Raw genomic sequence first — 12443 nt, forward strand, 5'->3', positions numbered from 1 at the left:
TTCTGCTTATAACGACTTGGCCATGACAACCTCACAAGCGTCGTGGCCTGTTTCTCCCCAAGCTGACTCAAGATGCTCAAACCCAAGCTTCTCATAGAGTTTGACCGCAGCACCCAAGCACTTCGTCGTTTCTAAATACATGTGTTGATACCCAAGTTGCTTGGCTTGCTTTAAGCTCAAAGCGACAATTCGCTTGGCTAGGCCATGCCCTCGAGTTTGCGGTAAGAAGTACATCTTTTGTAGCTCACACACATTGGGTTTACCTGCTAGAGGGGCAAAGCCACCGCCTCCGACGATCTTTCCGTTGTGTTCGATAACCCAGTACATTGCATTCGCTTGGCTATAGACAGAGTACATATCATCGAGTGTTGGGTCGGCTACGCCATAACCTTTATCTTCTGTGAGTCCATGCTCAGCCGAAACTTGGCGAATGATTTGTGCGATGCTTGGGTTGTCTTGCGGTGTAATGGGTCTAAGGGTGAACTCAGCAATTTGTTCCATGATCTGCCTATGAAAGGGTCACTAATATGTGACCCAATATATGGTGACTAAGCATGTTGGTGCAAACAGAATTGTTGTTGTGCCATTTGGTCGCCTGATTTACGTAACCAGACTTTCTCGTGGAAGTAGTAAGCAACGGTATTTAAAGTTGGCTCTAGCAAAGCCATCACACCGCCGATAAAAGCATCTCCAGTCAACAAGTAGACAACAGTAAAGGCAACACTAAAGTGGATGGTAGCAAAGCTTGCTGTTTTTAATTTGGTCATCCACTGGCGAGCTTTAAGAGCTGGAACTTGAGCCCACGCCTTTTCATGAAAATAGAAGGCAACAGTATTCACAGAGGGCTCAATCATAGCGATTAAGCTACCAATTAAGATGTCGCCTGTTAGTACATAAGCGACACTAAATGCGATAGTAAAATGTAATGCAGCAAAGGTTAGTGTCTTTTTCATGATAATTACTCAGTCGTTGTGTTGTTTTGATAGGTCTATTATTGAGAATTATTATCATCAAGTATAATGGGAAGTAGAGATTAATTTGATAGATGAAACCTATCAATCAGTGCGGCTAGAGTGAGAAGCATTGGAATATTGGAATATTGGAATCAGGGACATAAAAAAAGGCTGGTCACCAAGACCAACCTTTCTATTTAGACCGAGAAGTTTGAAGCCTTCTCGTTCACTCGGTTTTAAAGCGCAGCGATTGTCGCTTTTTGCTCTTCAAGCTTAACAAGAGTTTCCTTGTAGCCTTCAAGCTTTTCACGCTCTTTCGCGATAACTGCTTCTGGTGCTTTAGCAACGAAACCTTCGTTACCTAGCTTACCTTCGATACGTTTAATCTCGCCGTGAGTCTTAGCGACTTCTTTATCTAGACGAGCAAGCTCTGCATCTTTGTCGATAAGACCCGCCATTGGGATCATCAACTCAGATTTGCCAACCAGTTTAGTTGCACAAGCAGGAGTCTCTTCACCATCAGCTAGAACTTTAATATCGTCTAGCTTAGCTAGAGAAGTAAGAACGATCTTGTTCGCTTCGATACGAGCGGCATCTTTCTCATCAGCAACCTTGATCATTACTTCTAAGCCTTGGCTTGGTGCAATGTCGTATTCCGCACGTAGGTTACGGATAGCAGTGATGAAAGTCTTAACCCATTCGATGTCGTCAACGATCTCAGCATTGAAGTTAGCTTCATTAAACTGAGGAAGCGCTTGAGTCATGATTGTCTCGCCTTCAACGCCGTCTGTTAGCGGCTTAACGCTCTGCCAGATAGATTCAGTGATGTAAGGAAGAACAGGGTGAGCAAGACGCAGAGTCTTCTCAAGAACCGTGATAAGCGTGTAACGAGTCGCTTGTTGTTGAGCTTCAGTACCTTTCCAAAGAACAGGTTTAGTTAGCTCTAAGTACCAGTCACAGAATTGGTTCCAGATGAATTCGTAAAGCGTGTTTGCTGCCATGTCTAGACGGTAGTTGTCTAGGTGAGCATTAAACTCTTTCGCTGCAACTTCAAACTGAGACTCAATCCACTTATCGGCTAGAGAGAATTCCATGTTTGCACGGTCTTCTACAGACAGTGACATGCCACAGTCGTGCTCTTCTGTGTTCATCAGTACGTAACGGCTTGCGTTCCATAGCTTGTTACAGAAGTTACGGTAACCTTCGAGACGCTTCATGTCCCAGTTGATGTCACGGCCAGTTGAAGCCATAGCAGCAAGAGTGAAACGCAGTGCGTCAGTACCGTAGGGTTCGATACCGTTTTCGAATGTTTTACGTGTCGCTTTTTCGATCTTAGCAGCCAGTTTAGGTTGCATCATGTTGCCACAACGCTTTTCTACTAGCTCTTCAAGGCCGATGCCATCAATCATGTCGATTGGGTCAAGTACGTTACCTTTCGACTTAGACATCTTATCGCCGTTTTCATCACGGATAAGACCCGTCATGTAAACAGTTTTGAAAGGTACTTGAGCCTTGCCATCTTCGTCTTTCACGAAGTGCATGGTCATCATGATCATACGAGCAACCCAGAAGAAGATAATATCAAAACCAGATACTAGTACTTCAGATGGGTGGAATGTTTTCAGTGCTTCAGTATCTTCAGGCCAGCCTTGTGTGCCGAACGTCCAAAGTGCAGAAGAGAACCAAGTATCCAGTACGTCGTCGTCTTGCTTAAGCACAACAACAGGCGCTAGGTTGTTCTTTTCACGAACTTCTTCTTCAGTGCGACCTACGTAAACTTTACCATCGTTGTCGTACCATGCTGGGATACGGTGGCCCCACCAAAGTTGACGAGAGATACACCAGTCTTGCACGTCACGCATCCACGCGAAGTACATGTTTTCGTACTGCTTAGGTACGAATTGGATTTGACCATCTTCAACCGCTTTAACTGCAGGTTCTGCAAGAGGTGCTGTGCGCACGTACCATTGGTCAGTCAGCATTGGTTCGATAACCACGCCACCACGGTCGCCGTAAGGGACAGTCAGGTCGTGATCTTTGATCTCTTCAAGAAGACCAAGCTCATCGAATTCAGCAACGATAGCTTTACGTGCAGCAAAACGCTCCATGCCTTGGTACTTAGCAGGGATATCTGTTGAGTAAACATCGCATTCTTCGCCGTTCGTTGTGAAGACTTCCGCAGCATCACGGATATCAGCGTTGAACGTTAGGATGTTGATCATCGGTAGGTTGTTGCGCTTACCCACTTCGTAATCGTTAAAGTCATGAGCTGGAGTGATCTTCACACAACCCGTGCCTTTTTCCATGTCTGCGTGCTCATCGCCTACGATAGGGATAAGACGGTTTACAACAGGAAGTAGGATTTCTTTGCCGATAAGATCTTTGTAACGAGGATCTTCTGGGTTAACAGCAACACCAGTATCGCCAAGCATGGTTTCTGGACGTGTAGTCGCAACAACGATGTAGTCTTTACCATCAGCCGTTTTAACACCGTTCGCTAGCGGGTAGCGGAAGTGCCACATGAAACCTTTTTTGTCTTTGTTTTCAACTTCAAGATCCGAGATTGCAGTGTGCAGTTTAGGATCCCAGTTTACTAGACGCTTACCACGGTAGATTAGGTCTTCTTCGTATAGACGAACAAACACTTCTTGAGTCGCAGCCGATAGGCCGTCATCCATAGTGAATCGTTCACGATCCCAATCTACAGATGCACCAAGACGACGAAGTTGTTGAGTGATCGTGCCACCTGATTCGCCTTTCCATTCCCAGATCTTGTCGATGAAAGCTTCACGGCCGTAGTCGTGTTTTGTTTTGCCTTCTTCGGCAGCAATCTTACGCTCAACAACCATTTGAGTTGCGATACCAGCGTGGTCAGTACCCACTTGCCAAAGCGTGTTTTTGCCTTTCATACGTTGAGCACGGATAAGCGTATCCATGATCGTATCTTGGAACGCGTGACCCATGTGTAGGCTGCCAGTGACGTTCGGTGGCGGGATCATGATGCTGTAAGCTTCTTTTGATGTGTCACCGTGTGGCTTAAAGTAGCCTTTCTCTTCCCAAGTCTTATACAGAGCTTGTTCGATTGATGTTGGGTTGTATGTCTTTTCCATAGTGCTCTTAAACGGATACTGTGAATGGTTAATCGTGGTCAAACTTCATAAGTGAAGCTTCTTGAATCTAAATCCAAAGATAGCTTTAACTATGAGGTTTGACTATGGATGTTGAATCTCGATAGTTTGTAGCTGATATCTAGCTTGACGGTAAATTTTATACCTTTCTCGAGCGAGTTGCTTAGCTTTTTCTTCGCAAGGGACGAAGTCTATCACCTGAGCAAAGGCGTTCGCAAAGGTTGTATGATTATCGGCCAGATTAATTACTAGCTGACGATTCCAATTATGTTTTACGCCTTGATAGCCAATTTCGATGTTGGTTGAATACTTCGGGCCTTCGCCAACCAAGTTGTGCGCAATAAAATCACAGGGCTCGACTTGCCAGAAAACTTCAGCAATACGTTCGGCATGCTCTTTGTCATTACAGTTGAGGTAAAGTTTAGCGCCTTGTTTCGCAAAGTGCTGAGCAAGAAACAGCACATAGTGAGCAAAACCATCTTCGCTGGCTTGCGGGCTGTCTGAAGGCACAATGTAAAATGTAGCAGTCTGCATACTTAATACTCGAACTGAAAATTGTGGATATCAATGTTACTTGGTTAACAGGGTCTAACAAATAGCACTTATTAAAAAAGGGCCCGTAGGCCCTTTTATTATTTTGAAGATTGCTCTTCAGTCTCTTGGCCGCTGCGGTTCAATAAGAATTGGACTAGCATTGAGACAGGACGACCTGTCGAGCCTTTCGCTGCGCCTGACTTCCAAGCTGTACCAGCACTGTCGATGTGTGCCCAGTGGTACTTCTTAGTGAATTTAGACAGGAAGCAACCAGCAGTAATTGTACCGCCAGGACGGCCACCGATGTTCGCCATATCAGCGAATGGGCTGTTTAGCTGCTCATGGTATTCGTCTGCCATAGGTAGACGCCATGCACGATCACTTGCTTGCTCTGAAGCATTAACAAGTTCGTGAGAAAGTGGGTTGTGGTTCGATAGAACGCCACTGATGTGGTGACCTAGAGCGATAACACATGCGCCAGTTAGCGTAGCAACATCGACAACACAGTCAGGTTCAAAACGCTCAACGTAAGTTAGAGCATCACATAGAACCAAGCGACCTTCAGCATCAGTGTTGAGTACTTCAACCGTTTGGCCTGACATTGTCGTTAGGATATCACCTGGACGGTAAGCATTGCTGCCCGGCATGTTTTCACAACCGGCTAGGATACCAACCACGTTAATAGGCAGGTTCAGCTTAGCCAGTGCTTTCATTGTACCGAATACAGACGCCGCACCACACATGTCGTACTTCATCTCATCCATGCCTTCACCAGGCTTAAGCGAGATACCGCCTGAATCGAAAGTCAGACCTTTACCTACTAATACAATCGGCTTCGCATCTGGATCCGGAGCGCCTTTGTATTCCATGATAGACATCATCGATTCATTTTTAGAGCCACGGCCAACTGCTAGGTATGATGTCATACCCAGTTTTTCCATCTCTTCTTCGCCAATGATCTTAGTCTTCACTGTCTCGTAATCGTCGGCTAAACGACGAGCTTGAGAAGCAAGGTAAGCAGGGTTTGCGATGTTTGGTGGCATGTTGCCTAGATCTTTAGACGCTTTTACACCTGAAGCAATAGCAAGGCCGTGAGAGATTGCTTTCTCACCCAGGCTCAATTCGCGACGTGTTGGTACATTGAATACCAATTTACGTAGTGGGCGACGAGTCTCTGGCTTGTTGCTCTTGAATTGGTCAAATGTGTAAAGACCATCTTTAGTCGCTTCTACCGCTTGGCGAACTTTCCAATAAGTGTCGCGACCTTTAACGTGAAGTTCTGTAAGGAAACATACAGCTTCCATAGAACCTGTTTCGTTTAGTGTACTGATGGTTTTTTGGATAATTTCTTTGTATTGACGCTCGCCTAGCTCACGTTCTTTACCACAGCCTACCAGTAGAACACGTTCTGAAAGTACACCAGGTACTTGATGCAGTAGTAGCATCTGGCCAGGTTTACCCTCTAGATCACCGCGACGAAGCAGTGAACTAATGTAGCCATCGCTAATCTTATCTAATTGCTCGGCTACTGGAGAAAGGCGGCGCGGTTCGAATACACCGACAACGATACATGCGCTGCGCTGTTTCTCTGGGCTGCCACTTTTTACACTGAACTCCATGCGTACTCCTACATCCTGAAGACAAATCGAACTAAATGTTAGATAATGGGTTCTTACTTGTTGGATCCTATAATGGAACTAACCTTAAAGAAGAACGCTAACACTTAGCTAAAAATTTAAAAAAATAAAAGGTTCAACGGGAAATTATAGTGATTCAATCAAAAAAACAAGTTTTGTATAGGTAATTTGAGCGTGATTATTGTTAGATATTTGATCCGCGAGACAATCAAGAGCCAATTTGCGATCTTTTTTGTTCTCTTTCTCGTGTTTCTCAGCCAAAAATTCATCAGTGTTTTAGCGGATGCCTCTGATGGTGATATCCCTGCGAGTCTTATATTTTCGATTGTTGGCTTAAATATGCCAGCGATGGGCCTATTGATGCTTCCACTCAGTATCTATATTGGTATTTTGCTTACTTTTGGCCGCCTTTACGCTGAAAGTGAAATAGTGGTCATGAACGCCACCGGTATCGGTAATAAATTCCTGATCCAATCTGCGCTTTACCTCGCTTTAATTACGGCATCTGTTGCAGCCTTTAACTCATTTTGGTTATCTCCTTGGTCACAAGACAAAGTTGAACAAATGTATGAAGAAGTAGCTGCAGAGAACAGCGTTGATTTGCTACCAAAAGGTAAGTTTGAAGGTACGCCGGATGGCTCTTCTGTCGTGTTTATTGATGATATCGACGGTAATAAGTTAGAAAACGTGTTCGTAGCTCAAATGCGTCCGCGTGATTCTGTACTGCCAAGTGTGATGTTCTCGAAGTCAGGTGATGTAAAAGAGCTCAGTGATGGTCGCCAAGTGATCGTAATGTACGATGGTACTCGTCATGAAGGCATTCCGACTCGCCTTGACTACAGGGTGACACACTTTGAAGAATACGAAGGCCTGATTGGTCAGCGTGAAGTTGAGAAGAAAGGTCGAGACTGGGAAGCGATCCCTACGCTTGAACTGATTGGTAACTCAAATAATAGTGCGAAAGCAGAGTTGCAGTGGCGTATTTCTTTGGTACTTTGTATTCCATTGTTGACCATGCTTGTCGTGCCACTGTCTGCGGTAAACCCTCGACAAGGTCGTTTTGCGAAAATCGGCCCAGCAATACTGATTTATCTCACCTATTTCTTAGCAATCAGTGCAACCAAGTCTTCAATCGAAGAGGGGAGCATTCCTGCGGTAATCGGCATGTGGCCAATCAATGCGTTATTGTTATTTGTCGCGATTGGTGCCAACTTTATGGATAGCGTGCCAGTAAGGCGTTTGAAAGAAAAATTCAAGAATAAGAGGTTGGCTTAAGCCGTGTTTAAGATTCTCGATTTATATATAGGCAGAACCATCATCGCAACGACGTCACTGGTATTGGTGACGTTTGTTGGTCTCTCTGGGATCATCAAATATGTAGAACAGCTAAGAAAAGTTGGCCGTGGTACATACGATCTATTACAAGCGCTGTATTTCGTTTTATTGAGTATCCCTCGTGATATCGAAATGTTCTTTCCAATGGCTGCATTGCTTGGCGCATTGATAGGGCTTGGTATGCTTGCTGCAAGTTCTGAGCTTGTCGTTATGCAGGCAGCTGGTTTCTCTAAGTTAGATATCGGCCTATCAGTACTTAAAACAGCTATTCCACTGATGATCGTGGTGACATTGCTTGGTCAATGGGGAGCACCGCAAGCGCAGAAAATGGCTCGTGATTTAAGAACTATCTCGATTGCTGGTGGTAATATTATTTCGACGCAAAGTGGTGTCTGGGCTCGTGATGCCAATGACTTCATCTTCATTGTCAAAATCGATGACCAGAAGCTATATGGAATGAACATGTGGCGCTTTGATGAAAACAAGGCACTTAAAACCGCTATTTATTCTGACGAAGTTGATTACGTTGGAGACAACGTGTGGACGATGAAGGATGTAGAGATCACGTCTTTTGATAACGAACTTCAAATTACTAAAGAAAGTTTACCGACTTACTCTTGGGAAACGTCATTAGCTCCAGATAAGTTGGCGATAGTAACGGTTAAACCAGAAGAGCTATCGTTAAGTGGGTTGTATGATTATGTTTCTTATCTGAAGGCGTCAGAGCAAGATGCATCACGCTATGAATTGGCGCTGTGGAGAAAGATAACCCAGCCAATTTCGATCGCGGTTATGATGTTGATGGCACTGTCGTTTATCTTTGGTCCTTTGCGTAGTGTGACCATGGGTGCGAGGATTTTGTCAGGTGTTATTGCTGGCTTTACCTTCTATATATCCAGTGAGTTCTTTGGCCCAGTGAGTTTGGTTTATCAAATACCACCCGCCTTTGGCGCAATAGCCCCGAGCGTGGTGTTCCTTGGAATTGCCATCATGCTCTTGAGGCGGAAACTGTAAATAGTAAAAAGGAAGGCATAACGCCTTCCTTTTTTGATCTTGATTGGAGCTAACTTAAATCACATTATCGTGCTTGTGGTAACACAACGACTTCGGTCTTTGCCCAGATATCGTGAAAGCCACGTTTTTCAGGATCGAATGGAACACATAGGTTTGCCAGTCCAAAACCTGAAGTACCTAAACGAATCAGCGCCTGAGTTACTGTGAGCGCTGAGCCATCTTTGTTTTGAACGCGCAGCTTCCAAGCTCTCATGCCGAGAGTTTGACCAGCTCTAGTCCAGAAGAAGACGAAGAAATATACCCAAACGGCCACTAAGTAAAAGGTGTATGCAGGGCTCCAAATCGGATGGTTGGTTAAGAAGTCACTAACATCGGCATATCCGCTGTGGTTAAAAATGCCGAGAGCCATGAGTGCGTGCAGTAGGGCGACAATGACGCCAGCCGCCAACATTTCAATAGCGATTACGATCAGAGCGTCGTAGAACAAGGCACCAAATCGGCGCATGACTCCTGCTGGTGGCAGAGTGTTTGTTGATGTCATGTGTTATTACTTCTTTAAAAATTGAGGCGTCAGAATATAGTTTAAGGCTTAGCCTGAAAAGAGACATGACGCACAGCTTATGACTTAGTGGCGAAATTATCGGCAAACACACATGAATTCAAGTTTTTATACTTGCCACATCAGTTCGCATACGTATAATGCCAAACATCGAAAGGGCAATGCCCCAAGATAATGCCGGTATGGTGAAATTGGTATACACGACGGATTCAAAATCCGTTGCCTTCGGGCGTGGCGGTTCAAGTCCGCCTACCGGTACCATATTTAAATGACAAAGCCTCGACGAAAGTCGGGGCTTTGTTGTATCTGGGATATAGGAAGCGTTGCCTTCGCGGTGGCGGCAGGAATGCCTGTCCAATCAGTCCGCCTACCGGTACCAAACATAGAAAGGTCGCTTTTATAGCGACCTTTCGTCGTTTTGGGCGTTTGTGAATTTTAAATCCAGCGTGTCGGCTTGGATGCAAGCCCAGTCAAGTCACCTACCGGCACCATATTTAAATGACAAAGCCTAGATGAAAATCGGGGCTTTGTTGTATCTGGGGTATAGGAAGCATTGCCTTCACGGTGGCGGCAAGAATGCCTGTCCAATCAGTCCGCCTATCGGTACCAAACATAGAAAGGTCGCTTTTATAGCGACCTTTCTATGTTTTGGACGTATGTGAATTTGAAATCCGGCGTGTCGTTGCAGTTGCTCTTCAATCAGACAGATCTTGATGTTTCACTCCTAAATCTCATAATTTCCCTTCGCTATTCGATCTGATAATGAATTAATTATCTTAAATCATGATGTTACCTGTCATTCTCTTTTCTATTGTCTATGTTTAAAGGACTAACAGAGGAGATAGATATGCTGACAGTAACCCCTTACTTGTTTTTTGATGGTCGTTGTAATGAAGCGTTGGATTTTTATCACAAGTGTTTTGGTGGTGTGGTTTTATCTAAGCAGCTTTTTAGTGATGCACCACAGGTAATCGAGGGCGCTCAACCTGATTGGGTTATGCATGCTGAGTTCGAAGCGTTTGGTATGAAGCTGATGATGTCTGATGGTGTTAAGGCAAAAGAACTTGAAGGCAACAATCTCGCTCTCTCTCTTGTGACTGAAGATACCGCGACTCAAGAACAAATCTTTGAAAAGCTCAAGAAGGGAGGGCGGATAATGACTCCACTCGCAGATACTTTTTGGGGGGCTCGATTTGGCAAAGTAGAAGATAAATTCGGTATACGCTGGATGGTGCACTGCGACTCTTTAAGTTGAGCCTGTGAAATTGGATAGTGAAATTGCTGCTTGGTTTTATTAGAATTATAAATAGAGATTAATCATCAATATTATATATAAAAATGGGCAGCATAAAGATTACCGTAGATCGCATTCAGCCCGGTCTGCATATACGACTCCCCGTAAAATGGAATGAACACCCATTTTTATTCAACAGCTTTAAAATCAAAGATGACGCTCAAGTAAAAGTAATTCGACATCTTGGGATTAAGCACGTCTATATAAACCTGAGTCAAAGTGATACCTCACCTTTACCTGTTAATCACGTAGGTGAACAAGAAGTCGATATTGATTCACAGGTAAGCCTTGAAACGGAAAGAATGTGGAAAGATAAGCATGAGCGTATCGAAACCCTTAGCTCTTACCGCCGCAGGGTGAGTCATTGTGAGAGAGAGTTTGAACGTTCGCTTGCTCGAATGCGATCTGTGATGACCAAGATCCGTAACAGACCTTTAGATGCGGTAGGGGAGGTTAAGGCTCTTGTTGATGATATCGTTGAAACTCTAGTGAGCGATGATAACGTCACCTTGCACCTTATGAATGCTAAAGCAGATTTCGAAGATATTTACTTTCATACTCTAAATGTTTCGGTTGTTGCACTGATGATAGGAAAGGCCAAAGGCTATAACACACAGCAATTGAAAGACCTCTCATTCGCAGCGTTGTTTCACGATGTAGGCAAGATCAAAATACCAGTCGCGATACTAAGAAAGCAGAGTGCACTAACGGTGCCAGAAGAGAACTACCTGAAGCTTCATACTAAATACGGTGCGGATATTGTATCGGCAATTGATGACTTTCCTGAAAGTGCTAAAAAGGTGATCGCTCAACATCATGAGATGAATGATGGTTCTGGCTACCCCGAGGGCTTAAAAGAACATGAGATTGATGAATTTGCCAAGATAGTCGCCGTGGCTAATGCATTTGATAACCTTTGCCATGGTAAAACGCAATCTCAACAAATGATCCCGTATTTGGCACTGTCCCACCTATATAAGAGCTGCAAGCATCTATATAGCCAAGATAACTTGGGGCTGTTAGTTAAGTTCATGGGAGTCTATCCACCAGGAACTGTAGTACAGCTTTCAAATGACTCGATTGGGATTGTGATATCCGTTAACGCTAAACATATGCTTTATCCAAATGTACTTATCTATGATCCTAGCGTGCCAAGAACCCAAGCTCCGATCATTGACCTCTTTATTAAAGAGATCAAAATCGTTAATGCCGTTCATCCAAGCAAATTACCTGAACAAGTTCGAGAGTATCTAAACCCTAGGGCTCGTTTATCTTACTTTTTTGATAGTGGAGAGTAGTTATCCACAGGTCGTTGTGGGTAATTTGTTCGAAACTTGGGGTGAAAGTGGTATAAATAAGCCCTTGGTTGAAATGTCTTCGCTTAACCTCTTTTTTTAATAAAAAGCGCATTTATTGCTTGCCAATATGAGCGGCATCTCTATAATGCCGCCTCACTGACACGGCAGACGCCACAAGGCTTCAGCGAGAAATGTTAGTAAGGCAACTAGCTTTAAGCGATGATTCGCTTCTACTTTTAGAAAGTAGGAATTAATTCCAAATAAGTGTTTGACACTGAGAATTAAATCGCTAGAATGGCCGCCTCTTCCGAAGTGATGTAAGTCACAACGAAGAGAAGCTCTTTAACAATTTAAACCTATCAATCTGTGTGGGCACTCGTTGATGAATATCAAAACGTTTTATCTTCCCTTTTTTAAAGAGAAGTAAAACAGATTCCTCGGAATCAAATTTGGTTTCAATGAACTGAGTGACCAATACGAATAATTACTTTCTTTATAGAGAGGGATTATTTGGCACAGTCAATTCATTACCATTCTGTTGGAATGGTAATAGCTTTAGAATTACATGTTTCTGTTCTTTTTCGAAAGAGCGGTAAATATTAGTTTTGAAGTCAGTATTCGTTGAGTCACAAAATCTTAAATTGAAGAGTTTGATCATGGCTCAGATTGAACGCTGGCGGCAGGCCTAACA

The 12443-nt window shown here is 43.9% G+C and carries 10 protein-coding genes and 1 tRNA gene; 5 read left to right on the forward strand and 6 right to left on the reverse strand.

What is annotated here, in order from left to right; genetic code table 11:
• Positions 1–6 precede the first annotated feature (6 nt).
• The 5 genes from AB6F11_RS10410 to pepA form a co-directional block, all read right to left on the reverse strand.
• Entirely contained in the window at positions 7–501 is a 495-nt protein-coding gene (locus AB6F11_RS10410; protein WP_017066666.1) for a GNAT family N-acetyltransferase, read from the reverse strand.
• Between the two features lie 47 nt (positions 502–548).
• Complete coding sequence (locus tag AB6F11_RS10415) at positions 549–953, reverse strand: DUF2061 domain-containing protein (RefSeq protein ID WP_017058933.1); 405 nt, start codon at positions 951–953, stop codon at positions 549–551.
• Positions 954–1189: 236 nt separating this feature from the next.
• Complete coding sequence (locus tag AB6F11_RS10420) at positions 1190–4063, reverse strand: valine--tRNA ligase (protein ID WP_102394277.1); 2874 nt, start codon at positions 4061–4063, stop codon at positions 1190–1192.
• Positions 4064–4165: 102 nt separating this feature from the next.
• Positions 4166–4615, reverse strand: coding sequence for a DNA polymerase III subunit chi (locus AB6F11_RS10425; RefSeq protein WP_017066664.1), 450 nt, complete (start codon positions 4613–4615; stop codon positions 4166–4168).
• A 98-nt stretch (positions 4616–4713) separates the two neighbouring features.
• The gene (gene pepA, locus AB6F11_RS10430; RefSeq protein WP_017058936.1) at positions 4714–6234 is read right to left on the reverse strand and encodes a leucyl aminopeptidase; all 1521 of its coding nucleotides are present in this window, start codon (positions 6232–6234) and stop codon (positions 4714–4716) included.
• Between the two features lie 192 nt (positions 6235–6426).
• Here pepA and lptF point away from each other — a divergent pair, with 192 nt between their 5' ends.
• Both lptF and lptG read left to right on the forward strand, forming a co-directional pair.
• Positions 6427–7527, forward strand: coding sequence for an LPS export ABC transporter permease LptF (lptF, locus tag AB6F11_RS10435; protein ID WP_102394276.1), 1101 nt, complete (start codon positions 6427–6429; stop codon positions 7525–7527).
• A 3-nt stretch (positions 7528–7530) separates the two neighbouring features.
• Complete coding sequence (lptG, locus tag AB6F11_RS10440) at positions 7531–8601, forward strand: LPS export ABC transporter permease LptG (protein ID WP_102394275.1); 1071 nt, start codon at positions 7531–7533, stop codon at positions 8599–8601.
• Between the two features lie 64 nt (positions 8602–8665).
• On the opposite strand, the gene AB6F11_RS10445 is transcribed toward lptG, so the two are convergent.
• Positions 8666–9142, reverse strand: coding sequence for an RDD family protein (locus AB6F11_RS10445; protein WP_102394274.1), 477 nt, complete (start codon positions 9140–9142; stop codon positions 8666–8668).
• Positions 9143–9336: 194 nt separating this feature from the next.
• On the opposite strand from AB6F11_RS10445, the gene AB6F11_RS10450 reads away from it, so the two are divergent.
• The 3 genes from AB6F11_RS10450 (at position 9337) to AB6F11_RS10460 (ending at position 11752) form a co-directional block, all read left to right on the forward strand.
• Positions 9337–9421: transfer RNA gene (locus AB6F11_RS10450), tRNA-Leu, on the forward strand.
• A 586-nt stretch (positions 9422–10007) separates the two neighbouring features.
• On the forward strand, positions 10008–10415 hold the full coding sequence (locus tag AB6F11_RS10455; protein ID WP_017055297.1) for a VOC family protein: 408 nt from the start codon (positions 10008–10010) through the stop codon (positions 10413–10415).
• An 83-nt stretch (positions 10416–10498) separates the two neighbouring features.
• Positions 10499–11752 carry an HD-GYP domain-containing protein gene (locus AB6F11_RS10460; RefSeq protein ID WP_017063746.1) on the forward strand — a complete coding sequence of 418 codons (1254 nt, stop codon included), beginning with the start codon at positions 10499–10501 and terminating at the stop codon, positions 11750–11752.
• The last annotated feature ends 691 nt before the right edge of the window (positions 11753–12443 follow it).

Origin of the sequence: Vibrio sp. 10N.247.311.14 (genome assembly GCF_041467715.1) — a bacterium.
GTDB lineage: Bacteria > Pseudomonadota > Gammaproteobacteria > Enterobacterales > Vibrionaceae > Vibrio > Vibrio crassostreae_C.

Coding starts and splice junctions, on each gene's coding strand:
- AB6F11_RS10410 (WP_017066666.1), bottom strand. CDS start 501: ATGGAACAAATTGCTGAGTTCACCCTTAGACCCATTACACCGCAAGAC.
- AB6F11_RS10415 (WP_017058933.1), bottom strand. CDS start 953: ATGAAAAAGACACTAACCTTTGCTGCATTACATTTTACTATCGCATTT.
- AB6F11_RS10420 (WP_102394277.1), bottom strand. CDS start 4,063: ATGGAAAAGACATACAACCCAACATCAATCGAACAAGCTCTGTATAAG.
- AB6F11_RS10425 (WP_017066664.1), bottom strand. CDS start 4,615: ATGCAGACTGCTACATTTTACATTGTGCCTTCAGACAGCCCGCAAGCC.
- pepA (WP_017058936.1), bottom strand. CDS start 6,234: ATGGAGTTCAGTGTAAAAAGTGGCAGCCCAGAGAAACAGCGCAGCGCA.
- AB6F11_RS10445 (WP_102394274.1), bottom strand. CDS start 9,142: ATGACATCAACAAACACTCTGCCACCAGCAGGAGTCATGCGCCGATTT.
- AB6F11_RS10455 (WP_017055297.1), top strand. CDS start 10,008: ATGCTGACAGTAACCCCTTACTTGTTTTTTGATGGTCGTTGTAATGAA.
- AB6F11_RS10460 (WP_017063746.1), top strand. CDS start 10,499: ATGGGCAGCATAAAGATTACCGTAGATCGCATTCAGCCCGGTCTGCAT.